This window comes from Lactobacillus sp. WILCCON 0059 (genome assembly GCF_057197985.1).
Map to the genome: position 1 here is coordinate 463,638 of NZ_JBUBHN010000001.1, position 17,677 is coordinate 481,314.

16 protein-coding genes and 1 pseudogene are annotated in these 17,677 nt (G+C 50.9%); all 17 read left to right on the forward strand.

The window, feature by feature from the left end; genetic code table 11:
- Positions 1-31 precede the first annotated feature (31 nt).
- The 17 genes and pseudogenes from ACYVUT_RS02295 (at position 32) to tnpB (ending at position 17,626) form a co-directional block, all read left to right on the forward strand.
- Positions 32-649 (forward strand): ECF transporter S component, encoded by a 618-nt coding sequence (locus ACYVUT_RS02295; RefSeq protein ID WP_484499820.1) that lies wholly within the window; start codon positions 32-34, stop codon positions 647-649.
- A 13-nt stretch (positions 650-662) separates the two neighbouring features.
- Positions 663-1,316, forward strand: a complete 654-nt coding sequence (locus ACYVUT_RS02300; protein WP_439774767.1) for a glycoside hydrolase family 73 protein — start codon at positions 663-665, stop codon at positions 1,314-1,316.
- A 90-nt stretch (positions 1,317-1,406) separates the two neighbouring features.
- Entirely contained in the window at positions 1,407-3,662 is a 2,256-nt protein-coding gene (gene pcrA, locus ACYVUT_RS02305; protein WP_484499821.1) for a DNA helicase PcrA, read from the forward strand.
- Between the two features lie 10 nt (positions 3,663-3,672).
- Positions 3,673-5,688 (forward strand): NAD-dependent DNA ligase LigA, encoded by a 2,016-nt coding sequence (ligA, locus tag ACYVUT_RS02310; protein ID WP_484499822.1) that lies wholly within the window; start codon positions 3,673-3,675, stop codon positions 5,686-5,688.
- Positions 5,685-6,830, forward strand: coding sequence for a CamS family sex pheromone protein (locus tag ACYVUT_RS02315; protein ID WP_439774764.1), 1,146 nt, complete (start codon positions 5,685-5,687; stop codon positions 6,828-6,830). The genes ligA and ACYVUT_RS02315 overlap by 4 nt, the downstream gene beginning before the upstream one ends.
- Before the next feature lie 12 nt (positions 6,831-6,842).
- Positions 6,843-7,148, forward strand: coding sequence for an Asp-tRNA(Asn)/Glu-tRNA(Gln) amidotransferase subunit GatC (gatC, locus tag ACYVUT_RS02320; RefSeq protein WP_003620937.1), 306 nt, complete (start codon positions 6,843-6,845; stop codon positions 7,146-7,148).
- A complete protein-coding gene (gene gatA, locus ACYVUT_RS02325; protein ID WP_484499823.1) occupies positions 7,148-8,590 on the forward strand; it encodes an Asp-tRNA(Asn)/Glu-tRNA(Gln) amidotransferase subunit GatA in 1,443 nt (480 codons plus the stop codon). The genes gatC and gatA overlap by 1 nt, the downstream gene beginning before the upstream one ends.
- A gap of 5 nt (positions 8,591-8,595) precedes the next feature.
- Positions 8,596-10,026, forward strand: a complete 1,431-nt coding sequence (gene gatB, locus ACYVUT_RS02330; RefSeq protein WP_439774762.1) for an Asp-tRNA(Asn)/Glu-tRNA(Gln) amidotransferase subunit GatB — start codon at positions 8,596-8,598, stop codon at positions 10,024-10,026.
- A gap of 35 nt (positions 10,027-10,061) precedes the next feature.
- Positions 10,062-10,988: a diacylglycerol kinase family lipid kinase gene (locus tag ACYVUT_RS02335; protein WP_439774761.1), complete on the forward strand. Its 927-nt coding sequence runs from the start codon at positions 10,062-10,064 to the stop codon at positions 10,986-10,988.
- Positions 10,989-11,048: 60 nt separating this feature from the next.
- Positions 11,049-11,771, forward strand: a complete 723-nt coding sequence (locus ACYVUT_RS02340; protein WP_484499824.1) for a TMEM175 family protein — start codon at positions 11,049-11,051, stop codon at positions 11,769-11,771.
- Between the two features lie 2 nt (positions 11,772-11,773).
- Positions 11,774-13,120 (forward strand): 23S rRNA (uracil(1939)-C(5))-methyltransferase RlmD, encoded by a 1,347-nt coding sequence (gene rlmD, locus ACYVUT_RS02345; RefSeq protein WP_484499825.1) that lies wholly within the window; start codon positions 11,774-11,776, stop codon positions 13,118-13,120.
- Positions 13,121-13,187: 67 nt separating this feature from the next.
- A complete protein-coding gene (locus ACYVUT_RS02350) occupies positions 13,188-14,117 on the forward strand; it encodes a Fic family protein (protein ID WP_484499826.1) in 930 nt (309 codons plus the stop codon).
- 90 nt (positions 14,118-14,207) lie between these two features.
- Entirely contained in the window at positions 14,208-14,867 is a 660-nt protein-coding gene (locus ACYVUT_RS02355) for an IS607 family transposase (RefSeq protein ID WP_484499261.1), read from the forward strand.
- A complete protein-coding gene (locus tag ACYVUT_RS02360) occupies positions 14,791-16,389 on the forward strand; it encodes an RNA-guided endonuclease TnpB family protein (protein WP_484499827.1) in 1,599 nt (532 codons plus the stop codon). The genes ACYVUT_RS02355 and ACYVUT_RS02360 overlap by 77 nt, the downstream gene beginning before the upstream one ends.
- 375 nt (positions 16,390-16,764) lie before the next feature.
- Positions 16,765-16,830: pseudogene (locus ACYVUT_RS02365) on the forward strand (Fic family protein); the annotation flags it as partial.
- Positions 16,831-17,103: 273 nt separating this feature from the next.
- Positions 17,104-17,286: a hypothetical protein gene (locus ACYVUT_RS02370; protein ID WP_484499779.1), complete on the forward strand. Its 183-nt coding sequence runs from the start codon at positions 17,104-17,106 to the stop codon at positions 17,284-17,286.
- On the forward strand, positions 17,279-17,626 hold the full coding sequence (gene tnpB, locus ACYVUT_RS02375; protein WP_484499044.1) for an IS66 family insertion sequence element accessory protein TnpB: 348 nt from the start codon (positions 17,279-17,281) through the stop codon (positions 17,624-17,626). Before ACYVUT_RS02370 ends, tnpB begins: the two co-directional genes overlap by 8 nt.
- Positions 17,627-17,677: the final 51 nt, after the last annotated feature.

Genomic DNA, 17,677 nt, shown 5'->3' on the forward strand with positions numbered 1-17,677 from the left:
CGCAATGCAAGATGAATAGAAGGATGTCTAAATGTACGATTCTGAAGCCAGACAGAAGACCCTGAACCTAACGATCAGCGCGGTCTTTGTGGCCATTCTGCTGCTGGAAGCTTTTATTCCCAATGTGGGTTACATCACGATTTTGCCGGGCCTGCCGGCCATCACCACGATTCCGTTGACAGTCGCGGTCTTTGCCTCTTTAAGAGGACCTAAAGCCGGCGCGGCCTTTGGCCTGGTCTGGGGCTTAACCAGCTTGATCAGGGCATATGCTGCTCCAAACGGCCTGGTTACCATTCTCCTTTTCCAGAACCCCTTGATTGCCTTATTGCCCCGGGTCGCGGCCGGCTGGGCAGCGGGCATGGCCGGGCAATTGGCTGATAAATGGGAGGGCAAGCGGCCTCTGGCTTACGCCTTAAGCGGCCTTTTAGCTTCAGCGGTCAATACGCTCATGGTGATCCTTTTGTCTGACCTGGTCTACTTCAGCCATCCCCAGAAGCTGGCTTTAGCCCTGGGGGCCAAGAGCGGGCAGTCTTTGCTGGTCATCCTCTTTACGGCCCTGGCCGTCAATGGCGTTTTGGAAGCAGTCTTCAGCGGCTTGATCACGCCGCTCATTACCGCGCCCCTCAAGCAGCGACTGAAGCGGCGCTAGAAAGGTGATAAGTATGGCTGGACACAGAAAAACACGTAAGGGCAAGCAGACGACCACCATCCTCGTGGTCCGCGTTTTTGCCATCATCCTCTTGTGCCTGGGCTTGTTCGTGGCCTTCCGCTACTACCGCCGCCAGGCCCTTGAGCAAGAGCAGATCCGCCAGGCTGAACTGGCCAAGCAGGAAGCAGCCGCTAAGCTTTTGCGGCAAAAGAAGGCCTTTATCAAAAAGGTGGGGCCGATCTCCCAAAAGGTTGACAAGGGGACCGGTCTTTTGCCAAGCATCACCATCGCCCAGGCCTGCCTGGAAAGCAACTACGGGCAAAGCGACTTGTCCCAGAAGTACAACAACCTCTTCGGAGTTAAAGGGACTAACCCTAACACTTCGGCCGTGATGACGACCAAGGAGTACACCAATGGTAAGTGGGTGACCGTCAAGGCCCGCTTCCAGATTTATGACTCTTATGAAGCCTCTATCCGGGCCCACGTCCGCCTCTTCCAGCAGGGAACCAGCTGGAACAAGGACCAGTACAAGGATGTTTTGGCGGCCAAGGACTACAAGAGCCAGGCCAAGGCCCTGGTCACCGACGGCTATGCCACCGACCCGGACTACTCGACCAAACTCATCAATTTAATTGAACAATACAACCTGAATAAGTACGATAATTAAGCAGGTTTGACCAGGCTGCCAGAGCTTTTTGGCAGCTTTTTTTGCTATAATGGATAAGCTAAGTTTTTTGATTTATTGAAAGGGAAAAGCATGTCTGAAGCAACGATTTTACAAGGTTTGAATCCGCAACAGGTCCAGGCAGTCAAGACGACTGAAGGGCCCCTTTTGGTAATCGCCGGGGCCGGCAGTGGGAAGACCTCGGTTCTGACCAGGCGGATCGCCTACTTGGTGGAAGAAAAGCGGGTTGCTCCCTGGAACATCCTGGCCATCACCTTCACCAACAAGGCCGCTAAAGAAATGAAGGAAAGAGAAGTCAAGCTCCTGGGCGACCAGGCCGAAAGCATCTGGATGTCCACCTTCCACGCTCTCTGCGTCCGTATCCTCCGCCGGGACGGCCACTTGATCGGCTATGACCGGGACTTCTCCATCGCTGACCCTTCAGAGCAGGTGACCCTGGTCAAGCGCATTCTCCGCCAGCTGGACCTGGATCCCAAGCAGTACCTGCCCCGCAACATCTTGAGCCAGATCTCCAATGCCAAGAACCGCCTGCAGACCCCGAAGCAGTACGAGGCCAGCGCGGTCGGTCCTTTTGAAAAAGTCGTCGCCGACGTCTACAAGAAATACCAGGCCAGCTTGGAAAGAGACCAGATCCTGGACTTTGACGACTTGATCATGCAGACGCTGACCCTTTTTGAGGCCAGCCCTGATACCCTGGCCTACTACCAGCAGAAGTTCCGCTATCTTCTGGTTGACGAATACCAGGACACCAACGAGGCCCAGTACGAGCTCTGCCGTCTGCTGGCTGACGGCTACCACAATATTTGCGTTGTCGGGGATGCCGACCAGTCAATCTATGGCTGGCGGGGAGCCAACATGGAAAACATCCTCAACTTTGAGCATGACTACAAGAATGCCCAAACTGTCAAATTGGAGCAGAACTACCGGTCAACCGGCCACATCTTGAAGGCGGCCAACTCGGTTATCGACCACAATGAAAACCGGAAGGCCAAGAAGCTGTGGACCGACAAGGGCGACGGGGAAAAGGTCCACTACTACCAGGCCCAGAGCGACCGGGACGAAACCCGCTTCGTTCTTTCCAAGATCAAGGAAGAAGTCGACAAAAAGAAGCGTCATTACCAGGACTTCGCCGTCCTTTACCGGACCAACGCCCAGTCCCGTGGGATGGAAGAAACTTTGGTTGAAGCCAATGTCCCTTACCAGATCGTTGGCGGGCACAAGTTCTACGACCGCAAGGAAATCAAGGACATCATGGCCTACCTTAAGCTGGTGGCCAACCCCAGCGATTCCATGAGCTTCAACCGGATCATCAACGTTCCAAAGCGGGGGATAGGCCAGGCTACGACAACCAAATTGGCTGCCTTCGCTGACGAAATGGGGGGCGGGATCTACGAAGCCATGCGCAATGTCGAATTGGCTCCGATTTCTTCTGCCGCTGCCAAAAAGCTCCTGGCCTTCAGCGACCAGCTGACTAGCGCCATTGCTTACGCCCAAGACCACACGGTCAGTGAACTGACCGACAAGATCCTGGAAGACTTCGGCTACACCAAAGCCTTGAAGGAAGAAGAAGCTCAAGGGTCCCTGGAAGCCGCTGCCCGCCTGGAAAACCTGCAGGAATTCGCTACGGTTACCAAGCGCTTTGACGACAATTACAATGAAGAAGAAAACCCGGACAGCAGCCGCTTGAGCGACTTCTTAGCGGAAGTATCCCTCTTAAGCGACCAGGATGACCTGGAAGAAAGCGATGACCGGGTAACTTTGATGACCCTGCACGCGGCTAAGGGTTTGGAATTCCCAGTCGTCTTCTTGATTGGGATGGAAGACAACATCTTCCCGCTTTCCCGGGCCATCAAGGACGAAGACCCGAACCAGCTGGAAGAAGAACGCCGCCTGGCCTACGTGGGCATTACCCGGGCCAGAGAGGAGCTTTACCTGACTTCGGCTTACACCCGGATGATGTATGGCAGCAAGCAGTACAACGCCCAGTCACGCTTTATCGGCGAAATCAAGGATGAGGACCTGGATATCGTGGCCTCAACTGCCCCAAAGTCCAGGACTTCCTTCTTAGACCTGGACCGGTTGCCTTTTGCCAAAAAGTCCCAAGCTAAAGCTGCTAAGCCGGTCCACCGGGCTAGCAAGGCAGCCGGGGCCGTCGGCGCTGAAAAGAAGGGCTGGCACCCTGGCGACCAGGTAGAGCACAAGAGCTGGGGCAAGGGCGTGGTCATCAAGGTCACAGGCTCTGGCGATGACATGGAACTGGACATCGCTTTTGCAAGCAAGGGCACAAAGCGCCTGCTGGCGGCTTTTGCCCCGATCAAGAAAATTTAGGTGAAAAAGCATGGCTGAAAGTTTAGAAGAAGCAAAAAAGGAAGTCAGCGAGCTGCGCACTCAGCTGGACCAGTGGGCCAAGGCCTACTACGAGCAAGACGCTCCGGTGGTTGAAGACCACGTTTATGATGAAAAATATGCCCGCCTGCTGGAACTGGAAGCTGCCTATCCGGAATTAAAGGCAGCTTACTCCATCACCCAAAGGGTCGGCGGTGAGGTGAGCAGCGACCTGCCTAAAGTTGAGCACCCAGTGCCCATGCTGTCGATGGGGGATGTTTTTTCCAAAGAAGAGCTGGCTGAATTTGACCAGCGGGTGCAAAAAGCTATCGGTCACCCTGTTGCCTACAATGTCGAGTTGAAAATCGATGGCCTTTCCCTGTCTCTGGAATATGAAGAAGGGCGCTTAAAGCGTGCTTCAACCCGGGGCAACGGCCAGGTCGGCGAAGACGTGACCAAGAATGTCAAGTATATCAAGGATGTGCCCCAGAAATTGCCAGAAGCCATTACCACCGAAGTGCGGGGAGAATGCTACATGGGCAAGGAGGCTTTCGCCAAATTGAACCAGGAGCGGGACGAGGCAGGGGAGAGCATCTTCGCTAATCCACGAAACGCCGCGGCTGGTTCTCTGCGCCAGCTGGACCCGAAAGTGACCAAAAAGCGGCAGCTGAGCACCTTTATCTATACTTGGATCAATCCGCCAGCTGGCATCGACTCCCAGCACCAGGCGATCAGCGAAATGGCCAAGCTGGGTTTTCACACCAATGAAAACGGCCGCCGGCTGGAAAATCTGTCAGCTGTCTACGACTATATCGATGAATTTACCAAAAAGCGCGACAGCCTGCCTTACGGGATCGACGGCATCGTCTTGAAAGTCGATGACCTGGCCTTGCAGGCAGACCTTGGCAATACCGTCAAGGTGCCCCGCTGGGAAATTGCCTACAAGTTCCCGCCGGAAGAAGAAGAAACGCTTGTCCGGGAGATTGAATGGACCGTGGGCAGAACCGGGGTCGTGACCCCGACCGCCGTAATGGATCCGGTGCAATTGGCCGGGACCACGGTTTCCCGGGCCTCTTTGCACAATCCGGACCTCTTGGCCAAACTGGACGTCCGCTTGGGCGACACGGTCAAGCTGCACAAGGCCGGCGACATCATTCCGGAAATTTCCGAAGTCGTTTTAAGCAAGCGGCCAGAAGACTCAGTTCCTTATGCGGTGCCAACTAAGTGTCCTTCCTGCGGGGAAGACCTGGTCCACCTGGATGAAGAAGTGGCCTTGCGCTGCATCAACCCGTCCTGTCCGGCCCAAGTCGAAGAAGGGATTGCCCACTTCGCTTCCCGGCAGGCCATGAATATCGCTGGCCTTGGCCCAAAGATCGTCAAGCAGCTGATTGAGAAGGACCTGGTGCACAATGTCGCTGACCTTTACTATCTGACCGCCGACGACTTGAGTCAGCTGGACCATTTTAAAGAGAAGTCCATCAACAATCTCCTGGCGGCCATTGACCAAAGCCGGAAGAATTCCGTTGAGCTGGTCCTCTTTGGCCTGGGGATCGACAATGTCGGCGCGAAAGCCGCTCAGTTGATTGCCCAGAAATTTAAAAATATGTCTAAAATCGCTTCAGCAAGCGTGCAAGAACTGACTGCAATCGATACAATAGGAATGACGATTGCTGAGTCTTTGACGGCTTACTTCCAGCAGGAAGAAGCCAAGAAGCTGCTGACCCGGCTGGAAGAGGCCGGGGTCAACATGGACTACCTGGGTGAAGACGGGGAAGCTGAAGACAACTTCTTCAAGGGCAAGACCGTGGTCTTGACCGGGAAATTGGCCCACTATAGCCGGGCTGAGTTTACCAAGAAGCTGCAGGCCCTGGGAGCCAAGGTGACCGGGTCAGTCTCCAAGAAGACTGACTGCCTGGTTTACGGGGAAGACGCCGGCAGCAAACTGGCCAAGGCAGAAGCCCTGGACATTCCGCGCTTAACGGAGGCAGAAGCAATCTCTAAGATCGAAGAGAAGGACACGGAAAAGTGAAGAGATTTTTACAGGCAATAACTTTGGCAAGCTGCAGCCTCCTGCTGGCGGCTTGCGGCAACTTGAAGAATTCCGACCTGGCCAGCAACTCAACGACGACGACCAGCAAGACCAAGAAGTACGAGACGACTTCCAGCACTGACGGCGGCTACTCAGTCCTTTTGAAAAAGGGGGTCTACAAGACCAGCCCGATTTCCGGCCTGGAAGCCACCAACTATGACAACAGCGTGGACGAGTCAGCCATGGAACGGGGCCTGATCCGGGTGTCCAAGAAGGTCTTCTCAACCAAGGACTATGTCATCCAGGAAGGCCAGCAGCTCGACGAAACGACGGTTACCAACTGGCTGGGCCGGTATTCAAAGAGCAATAAAGAGGGGCTGAACCTCAAGAACAATGGCAAGACCGGGGAGGCGACCAGAAACCCGATCATCCTGCAGCAGATCATGGAAGAAGACTTCTATGTCAAGAGCGGGTCCAGCTACAAGCTGGCCGGCATCAGCATCAGCCTGGGCCTCAACTCGGTCGACTACTACACCAAGACGACTGACGGGGCGGAATACAGCACTAAGATTTCCCTGGCCAAGCGGCGGGCCTTCGGGCAGAAAACGGCCAACACGATCGTCTCCCGCCTGCATGCCAAGAAGAAGCTCAAGAATATCCCGATCATGGTCGGCCTGTTCTCTAAGACTGACACCGACTCATTAGTCGGGGGAACTTACTTCTCATATGGGACAGCCAGCGCAAATAGTAGTAAAATATCTAAATGGAATTCCGTGAACGAAAAGACCCAGGTTCTGCCGACGGTCGATGGGGCCAGCGCGGTCAGTTCCAGTGACGAATCCAAGTTCACCAGTTTTAAGGATGAAATTGAGAACTACTTCCCGAACGTTTCCGGGGTCACGGCAACTCTGCGCTACTACGATGGCAAGCTGGCTTACGAAAGCATTGCCATCACCACGCAGTTCTATGGCTATCTGCAGGTGCAGAGCTTTGCCCAAACGGTTATGAGCCGGGCGAAGAAGTATCTGGGAACCAGCTCACCGGTTGAAATAACCATTTCCTCGGTCAACGACACCCAAGCGGTCGTTGCCAAGGAAACGGCTACCGGGTCTTATCGGATGCACATCTATGGCGGTAATTAGGAGGTACATTAAGTGGAAAAGGTAACAAATGATACCATCAAGCACGTTGCGGCATTAGCCCAGCTTGAATTCAGCGAAGAAGAACTGGCCAAGTTCACCCCGCAAATGGGGAAGATTCTGGAAATGGCAGAAGAACTTCAAGCCGTTGACACGACTGGCGTTGAAGAAACGGTACAAGTAGTTGATCGCGACACTGTCTTCAGAGAAGACGTTCCTGAAAAGTGGCAGACCCGCGAAGAAATGATGAAGAACGTTCCTGACAAGAGCAACGGTTTTGTCAAGGTACCTGTAATTATCGATAAGGATGATAACCAATAATGAACTACTTAAACGAAACGATCGATTCTTTAAACGACAAGCTGAAGAGCGGCGCTGTTTCTGCTGACCAATTGGCCCAGGACACCATCGCCAACATCAAGAAGACTGACGAAAAGATCAATGCCTTCATCACTGTAAACGAAGACGTTAAGCCAGCCGAAGACCTTGACTTTAACAACAAACTGGCCGGCGTGCCGATTGCCATCAAGGACAACATCATCACCAACGGCTTGAAGACGACGGCAGCCAGCCACATTTTGTACAACTTTGAACCGGTTTACGAATCAACTGTTGTTGCTAAGCTGAAGGCCGCCCAAGCCACCATCATCGGCAAGACCAACATGGACGAATTCGCCATGGGGTCATCCACTGAAACTTCTTACTTCGGTGACACCAAGAACCCATGGAACCTGAACAAGGTGCCAGGCGGTTCATCCGGTGGTTCAGCAGCTGCTGTTGCCAGCGGTGAAGTTGTTGCTGCCTTGGGTAGTGACACCGGTGGTTCAATCCGCCAGCCAGCATCCTTCAACGGTATCTTCGGGATCAAGCCAACTTACGGCCGGGTATCTCGTTGGGGCTTGATCGCTTTTGCCTCATCACTGGACCAAATCGGGGTGATGAGCAAGCGGGTCAAGGACTCAGCTGAAGTTCTGAACGTGATCGCCGGGGCTGATGACCGCGACGCCACTGTTTCAGAAAAGGAAGTACCAGACTACACCAGCTTCTTGGGCAAGGACGTCAAGGGCCTGCGGGTTGCCGTTCCTAAGGAATACATGAGCGATGCTGTTGAAGAAGGCGTCCGCAAGGCAGTTGAAGCGCAAATCGAACTTCTGCGGGCAAACGGGGCTATCATCAACGAAGTATCCCTGCCGCACACCAAGTACGTGGTGCCAACTTACTACATCATCGCTTCCAGTGAAGCTTCGGCCAACCTGGAACGTTACGACGGGATCCGTTACGGCTACCGGGCAGAAGCCAAGAACCTGGATGAAGTCTTCCTCAAGTCCCGGTCAGAAGGCTTCGGCGACGAAGTAAAGCGGAGAATCATGCTGGGTTCTTTCGCCCTGTCAGCCGGCGCTTATGACAAGTTCTTCCTGCAGGCTGCCAAGGTAAGAACCTTGATCTGCCAAGACTTCGACAAGATCTTCGAAGACAACGACGTTATTGTCGGGCCGGTTTCTACCGAAACTGCTTTTGACTTGAACTCAGAAATTTCTGACCCGATCAAGATGTACAACAACGACATTTTGACGATTTCCGCCAACATGGCCGGGATTCCGGCAGCCAGCGTGCCAGCCGGCTTGAGCGAAACGACGGGGATGCCGGTCGGCTTCCAAATCATGGCCAAGCGCTTTGACGAAGGCCATGTCTTCCAAGTAGCTGACTTCATCGAACGCAGCAACAAGTTCTACGAACAAACACCAGCTGGATTGGAGGATTAATTTAAATGAATTTTACGTCAACTATCGGTCTGGAAGTCCACTTTGAGTTGAAGACCAAGAGCAAGATCTTTTCACCTTCACCAGTAACTTACGGGGCCAAGCCAAACACCGAAACCAACGTTATTGACTGGGGTTACCCAGGTACCTTGCCAATGGTCAACAAGGAAGTCTACCGCCTGGGCTTGATGGTCGCTTTGGCCACCCACTCCCACGTCAACCCGGTAACACACTTTGACCGGAAGAACTACTTCTACCCGGACAACCCGAAGGCTTACCAAATCACCCAATTCTTCAAGCCATTGGCTGAAAACGGCTATGTTGAAGTCGAAGTTCACGGCAAGAAGAAGAAGATCCACATTCACGAAATGCACATCGAAGAAGACGCCGGTAAGAACACTCACGGGACCAACGGCTTCTCCTACGTTGACTACAACCGGCAAGGGGTACCGCTTTTGGAAGTCGTTTCTGAACCAGAAATGACTGACCCGGACGAAGCTGTTGCCTACCTGGAAAAGCTGCGGGAAATCGTGCAATTTACCGGGGCTTCCGACGTTAAGATGGAAGAAGGGTCAATGAGAATTGACACCAACATTTCCATCCGTCCAGCTGGCCAGAAGGAATTCGGGACCAAGGTCGAAATGAAGAACTTGAACTCCTTTGAACACGTCCGTCTGTCCCTGGCGTATGAACAAAAGCGTCAGCAGGAAATCCTCCTCTCCGGTGGCCGGGTTCGCCTGTCCACCCGCCGTTTTGACACCAACACGGGCAAGACTGTCCTGGAACGTGTCAAGGAAGGGGATGCGGACTACCGTTACTTCCCAGAACCAGACCTGGCTCCATACCACATCAAGCAGGAATGGGTTGACGAAATCGCGGCCAACTTGCCAAAGACGGCTGACGAACGGCGGAAGATCTACGTTGATGAATACGGTTTGAAGCCATACGACGCAAATGTTTTGCTGCAAAACAAGGAAAGCTCAGACTTCTTTGACGCTACTGTAGCAGCTGGTGCTGATCCAAAGCAGGCAGCCAACTGGATGAACACCCAGGTTAACGGCTACTTGAACGAAAAGCATGCTGAACTCAAGGACATCGCCTTGACTCCAGAAAACCTGGCTGCCATGATCAAACTGATTTCTGACGGGACGATCTCATCCAAGATTGCCAAGAAGGTCTTCGCGGAAACTGTTGCTAACGGCACTGATCCGAAGAAGTACGTTGAAGAAAACGGCATGGCCCAGCTTTCAGATGAAAGCGTCCTGGCACCAATGGTCAAGGAAGTTGTCGACGCCAACCCGCAGTCTGTTGAAGACTACAAGAACGGTAAGGACCGGGCTATCGGCTTCCTGGTTGGGCAAATCATGAAGCAGACCCGGGGCAAGGCCAACCCTAAGGTGATCAACAAGCTCCTCTTGGCCGACCTGGCCAGCCGTTAAGGCAGGAGAAAATTTTTTAGAAAAAGGTGAAGCAGATGACTAAGCGCGCGCGCTTGATTTACAATCCGGTTTCCGGGCATGAACAGATGCCTAAGAACGTTTCTGATATTTTGGATATTTTGGAACAAGCGGGTTATGAAGCCAGTGCATTCAGAACCACGCCAGCTCCGCTCAGTGCTCAAAATGAAGCAACCCGGGCAGCCAAGGACGGTTTTTCACTGGTCGTGGCAGCTGGCGGGGACGGCACGATCAACGAGGTCGTGAGCGGGATCGCCTTTTTGCCTAAGGAAGAGCGCCCGCGCATGGCCATCATCCCGGCGGGGACGACCAACGACTACGCCAGAGCCTTGAAGATTCCGCGTGACGACGTGGTTGAAGCAGCCAGAGTGATCCTCAAGGACAATGTCCAAAAGATGGACGTGGGCCGGGCCGACTTCGGCGATGGCAGCCAGAAGTACTTTGTCAACATCGCTGCTGCCGGTTCTTTGGCTGAACTGACCTACGGGGTTTCTTCAGACGTCAAGTCCGCCTTGGGCTACGCTGCCTACTTGATCAAGGGGGCGGAAATGCTGCCAAACCTCAGCGAATGTGAAATGCGGCTGACTTTTGACAAGGGCGTTTACGAAGGCAAGCTGTCTCTGCTTTTATTGGGAATGACCAACTCCATCGGCGGTTTTGAAAAGATCATGCCAAACGCCGAGCTTTCAGATGGCCTCTTCCAGCTGATCGTGGTCAAGCCAAGCGACCCGGGCAACCTGCTCCGGCTGATGGCTCTGGCCTTGAACGGCAAGCACGTGGATGACCCGAACATCATCTACACCAAGACGACCAGTCTGAAGGCTGAACTGATCGGTCACAACCGCGATGACAAGCTCTCCGTCAACCTGGACGGGGAAGAAGGCGGCATGTTCCCGGTAACTTTTGAAAACTTGCGGGAACGGATCGAATTCTACGTCGGCTAGACTGTTATAATAGAGTTTGACACTTTTGTCAGACTCTATTTTTGTGTTTAGAGGAAAAGCATGATAACCAATAAAAAGAAAGAATTAGCAAGAAAGCGGGCCGAACGGTCTCTGCCGCCTCTGTCGCCAGAAGAGCAGAGCGAGTGGGACCAGCTGCGCCGGTACCGGGAGAAGGCTGTTAAGGAGTCCGGGGCCAAATTGGCAGAACACCTGATGACTTTTAACGACGGGGTAATCGCCATCATCATCACTATTGTGGTGCTGGAGATCGGGGCGCCTTTGACCAAGAGCGCCTACCATGACTTTTTCAGCCAGATTTTGATCTATTTGATTTCATTTTTCGTGGTAGCCAATTTCTGGTATGAAATCCACCATGCCTTCAGTTTTCATATTATGCGGGCAGGAAAGATGACCATGGTCTGCGACTTCGCTTTTTTGGCCAGTCTGTCCTTGATTCCGGTCATGACCAAGTGGATCATGGGGGATTTGTCGGTCTTGAGCGTGGTCTGTTATGGGATCGTCTACTTTTTGGTCCAGATTTTTGAACTGGCAACGGAAATGGTGGGGATGCGGAGCTCACTGCCGCATATTAAGACCTTCCGGAAGCTCTGGGGCCGGGTTTCCTGGCTGCGCTTCATCTGGCTCTTCCTGCTCAATTTAGTCTTTATTTTGATATCTTTCGTCCAGCCAAGGTTGGGGATGATTTTGTATCTGGCCTTCCCAATCATCAACTTTGTCACGCCAGATAACCGGAGCCAGCGGGCCCGCAAAGGAGATAAATAATCATGAAGAAAAACGAAATCGTCGAAGTCGAAATCACCGACTTGTCATATGAAGCCATGGGGGTTGGCCATGTCAATGGCGAAACGGTCTTTGTCAACAACGCCTTGCCAGGTGAAGTGGTCAAGGCGCAGATCTTGAAGGACAAGAAGAGCTATGCTTTTGCCAGAATTTCTGAGATCGTCAAGGAAAGCCCGGACCGGGTCAAGGTGCCTCTCCGCCAGTACGTGCAGACTGGTTTAGCCAGCTTGGCTCACCTCAAGTATGACAAGCAATTGGAATTCAAGCAAAAGCAGGTTAAGGAGCTTTTGAGCAAGGCCCACCTGGATCAGATCAAGGTAGCGGAAACTTTGCCAAGTCCCTTGGAAACTGGCTACAGAAACAAGGCCCAGGTACCGGTCAGAATGGTCAAGGGGCAGCTAGAGATCGGCTTTTTCCGCCGGCACTCACACGACCTGGTGCCGCTGGAAGACTTTTTCACCAATGATCCGGAAATTGACCGGGTCCTGGTAGCGGTCAGAGATATCTTGCGGGAAAAGCGGATTCCGGCTTATGACGAAGAAAAGCATCAAGGGCAGGTAAAATACCTGGAAGTCCGCCGGGGAACGGCTACGGGCGACATGATGGTCGTCCTGGTCTGCTTGGACCGGGACTTCCCAGGCCTGCACGCGGTCGTTGACGAGATCAAGGAAATCGACGGGGTGAAGTCGATCTTCCTCAACCACAACCCAAAGAGAACCAACGTCATCTTGGGTGAACACGACTACCATTTGTGGGGGAAGAGATACATTGATGACAAGATTGGCGATTTGACCTTTGAAATTTCGCCGCAGTCCTTCTTCCAGATCAACTCCCTGCAGACGCCGCGCCTCTACAAGCTGGCCATTGACCAGGCGGGCTTGACTAAGGACGATTTGATTGTTGACGCTTACTCCGGGATCGGGACGATCGGTCTGTCCGCGGCCAAGTACGTTAAGGAAGTTCGCGGGGTTGAAGTGGTTAAGGCTGCGGTCAAGGACGCCAAGAACAACGCCCGGCTCAACCAGATTCACAATGCCAAGTACTATGCCGGCAAGGCGGAAGACTTGATGCCGAAGTGGGCGGCTGAAGGTTTGAAGACGGATGTAATTTTTGTCGACCCGCCACGTAAAGGCTTGACCAAGGAATTTATCGATGCCGCGGTTAAGACGGGTCCAAAGAAGGTTGTCTACATCTCATGCAACCCGGCAACGTTAGTGCGGGACATGCAGCTCTTGATGGAGGCTGGTTATACGACTGACCTGGTATCACCAGTCGACATGTTCCCGCAGACGCCACATGTGGAATGCGTGACCGTGCTGACGAAGGAATAACTTAGTCGGTCGAGCGACCAAGATAAGCGACTAAGTTACCGACCAAGATAAAGAAGAGGAGGCAGAGATGAGTGAATATGTACCGCCATTTCAGATGACCGACAACATAATGAACCTGCTGGCGGAAACCAGTGAGCAGATTGGCCGGATCAAAGTTTTGTCGCATGGCAATCTGAACCCGCATTTGCGGAAGGAAAACAGAATCCGGACGATTCACTCATCTTTGGCGATTGAGCAGAATTCTCTAACGCTTGAACAGGTTACGGCTATCTTAGACGGCAAGCGAATCCTTGGCAATCCCAATGAAATCCGGGAAGTGAAGAATGCATACGCCACTTATGAGATGATGCTTGAACTCAACCCATATTCTGTGGATGACTTGTTAGAGGCGCACAAGCAGATGATGGCCGGGCTGATTTCTGAAAATGGCAGGTTCCGGACCAGTGGGGTGGGAGTTTTTGCCGGTGACCAAGTCATTCACATGGCTCCGCCAGCCAAACTTGTCCCAGGTGAGATTCAAAATCTGATCACTTGGTACCGTAATTCTAAGGCCCATCCCTTGATTAAGAGCGCGATTTTCCATTATGAGTTTGAGTTCATCCATCCTTTTGCCGATGGTAACGGGAGAATGGGCCGGCTCTGGCATAGTTTGCTGCTAGGTAACTGGAATGAAATCTTTTTCTGGCTGCCGATAGAGGAACTGATTCGGTCCAGACAGGAAGAATACTACCAGGCACTTGGCAAGTCTGATGAACAGGGAGAAAGCAGTCCTTTTGTGGAATTCATGCTAAAAGTCATCTTGGACACGCTGAAGGAAACCACAGTTGTTGGTAAAACAAAGAAAGCAGAAAATCCCCAGGTTCAAAAACTGTTGGAAGTTCTTGATGGTGAAGAGCTATCAACGGCGGAATTAATGGAACGGTTGGGGCTTTCTCACAGACCAACTTTCCGGAGAAACTACTTAAATCCGGCGTTGGAAGAAGGGTGTGACTGCTAAAAATTATTCATTTCATCCGATGCTAAATAGCAACGTTTCTTACCAATTCTTGATATAATATCTATATCGAAAGATTGGAAGGAAGAAACGATGAGCGAATACATGTCCATATCAAAAGCAGCTGAGTACCTTAACGTTGCCAAGTCAACTCTCCGCAATTGGGAAGCTGAGGGATTGATTACACCGCTTAGAACTGCCTCCAACCAACGCCGCTACACTAAAGAAATGCTAGATGAAGTTCTGCAAGGAAATGTGAAGGCATCTAAGCCTAAGAAGCTACTGACCATCGGCTATTGCCGGGTTTCTTCTGGTCATCAAAAAGAAGACCTCCAAAGGCAGAAGGATGTAGTGTCTAGATATTGCGAAGTCAATGGCTATCAGTTTAAGATCATTCAAGACGTTGGATCTGGTCTCAACTATAAGAAAAAGGGCCTGACAGAGCTGATCAACATGATCTGCAAGAAGCAGTGCGAACGAGTCGTGGTAAATTACCAAGACCGGCTTGTTCGTTTTGGCTTTGAAATAATTGAGACAATCTGTCAGGCAAACGATGTAGAGCTGGTTGTCATCAATCAGACAGACAACGTTGATCCAAATTCAGAACTTGTAGAAGATGTTTTATCTATAATCACTGTTTTCTCAGCTAAGCTGTATGGAAAGAGGTCGCATCAGAATGCAAGAGTCATCCAAGAAAGCAAAAAGCTCTTCAATCAAGCAGACAGTGACAAAGACTCAGCCCAAGACGATTAGAGTCTACTCCAAAAAGTTAAGCGATGAAGAATTTGCCAGAATGTCCGACTTCTTTGAAAGATACGGCAGGTGCCGGCATTTCTTTTTGAACCGCTACTGCGGTATCAAGTCGATGCTTGCGGTTAATAACTGGCAGACTCTGCGTAACCAAGTTCGCAAATGGGACAAACCGGTTAAAGGCGCAAAAGGAAAGCTGGAAACAGTCTACAACTTTCAGACCAAGCACTGGGTAGGCGCTCTCCGTGAAGCATGCGCCAACATAAAAAGTATGTGGTCGAATCTGGCTAACCGCTTGAAGAAAGTGATCCAAGGAAATGAAAATCTTTCTGCAGATCAGCGCCACCTTTTGTTCTTTATCTTAAAATTTAAAAGTGCATGGCAATCCGTTCTTCTTCACAAGCCAATTGAGCTGCCGGAAGAATACACTGAAGCTTTAACTGAAATAGAAGCCAAGCTGACGGATAAGCAAATCAAGCAAGCATACAGCTACTTACGCCGGATTACGTATCGCTATCACTACCGGGCACGCAAGTCGGGCAAGCTTGGCTCTAGCATGAAGTGTGACTTGAATTGGGCATTTGAAGGAAATACTTTTTTATTCAGTTCAGATGTGCCTAGAAAGCAGTTTTCTGTGGAGATGACCAGTCCGTGGAGTTATCCACGTACCGGCGATATCACAGTGGTGCTTGACCGCGTCAAGCAGCGCCTCGAAGTTCATAAGCTGATCACTAGCAAGCGTTACAGTAACAATTCAAAGAAGGCGATCGGCATTGACAAGGGGCTTGCCACCTTGCTTTCCTGCAGCAGCGGCAATGAATATGGTAAAAACTTCAGCAAGCTTGCCAATGCCATCGTTGACAAATATGGCAAACGAAACGCAAATCGGCAGCCTTATATGAGTTTGCGCTGGCTGCTCAATCAGCAGCTTGAGCAACTGGAAAAGGCAGACAAGCCTTTATCCAAGACAGCTTCGAAGAAGAAAAGAAAACTGCTTGGCAAGCTTAAGAATCTGGAGCAAAACAATATCGGAAGAAAGTCGTATGACAAGAGCTACCGCTCAGCTCAAGAAACCGTCCGAAGCTTTATCAACTGTGCGATAAACAGGATGATTGAGAAAGAGTATCCGGCGGTCATTGCCAAGGAAGACTTGACGTTCGTAAAAGAAAAAGGCATCAAATCAGATAACAGCAGATTCGCAAGAAAGATGCGCAAGCGCTTGAATTCATGGACTAAGGGCCAACTGGATGAACGCATTGAATATCTTTCAAGCAAGAATTCGATTGAAACTCATGATGTCAATCCGGCATATACTTCTCAGTATTGTCCGATCTGTGGGCAGCATTTTGAGGAAAGATACGGCAGTCATCATGAACTGACCAAATGCAAGAAATGCGGCGAGATGAATGCGAATATCGCCGCAGCAAAAAATATATTGAGTAGATTAACTGACGAAGAAATCACGCTTTACACGCCTTACAAGCGAGTTAAGGAAATTCTTGACAGTCGGATAAAAGAAGCATAAGCCTAGTAATACTACAAAGTTGAAGGCTCTAGCATGTAAGAGCAGTCAGCTTTAACGAACTCAGTTCGGGGTATTAAAATCGCGGCTTGACTGCTTCGAGAAGGCATCACGATATGCTTGCCTGCTTTTTTGCGGGCAAGATGCCTTCAAGACTGCCATGCTAAAAGTTTTCAGTGGGGCAGATAAAAAGCTATTGGATGACGCCATCCGGCGTTGTTTGACAGCCAACCGTACTCACTGACCTTAACTTCAAAAGGTTAAAAATCTGATTTCTTTTTCCAAGTTGAATCTACCCATAGATTTAACTAGAAAGGAATATCAGAAAAACTTACCAATACTGATGCGATTATCAAGATTTAGTAAGTTTTATGATTCGGATTTATAGAAATGACCATTCCGGAGAAGCCGAAAAGCAGAAATCAAAAATACCGAAGAAAATAACTTAGTCGGTTGAGCGACCAAGATAAGCGACTAAGTTACCGACCAAGATAAAGAAGAGTCCCTTCATGTTTAATCGTGAGGGGACTTTTTTAGTCCAATTATTTGCTCTTTCGTCCAAAATCGGGCAAAATTGGACGAAAAAAGCATCTCTAGCAAGAAAGTTATCCTGCCAGGGATGCTTGTTTGTAAGCACCCAATAGCGCGGTATCTATCAACCCCCGGGCAATAGTCATATACTGTTCTTAACAATTGAATACGGAGGAACACGATATTATGACTGAACATCCAATCGTACCGCTCGAGCTGCCGAAGGGCAAACCCAGACCTAGGAATAAGCTTCCAAAGAACAGGCTCGTTCTCAATCTGAAGTCCAATGGAGTTGAGCTGTCATTTTACAGTGATGCCACTAACGAGCTTATGCTCGAAGTCGTGGGCAGGTTCTTGAGCCATGATTAATCTGGCTGAATTAGGTCGAGTGTTCATTGTTTGCGGTAAGACCGACATGCGCCGGGGAATCGATTCGCTTGCTTACATAGTTAAGAAGAGCTTCCATCTCGATCCCTTCTCTGGAAGTGTCTTTCTCTTCTGCGGCAGCCGAAGAGATCGCTTCAAAGCACTTTATTGGGACGGCCAGGGATTCTGGCTGCTCTATAAACGCTTTGAGAACGGGAAGCTGGCCTGGCCAAACAATGAAGACGAAGTTCGAGAGTTGTCTGATGAACAAGTCATGCGCTTGATGCAAGGCTTTACCATTGATCCTAAAATTAATACCGCAAGAGCTCGTGAATTCTATTGATTTCACGAGCTTTTCTGGTATTCTTATGATTATGAATCAAGGAGGGACAGC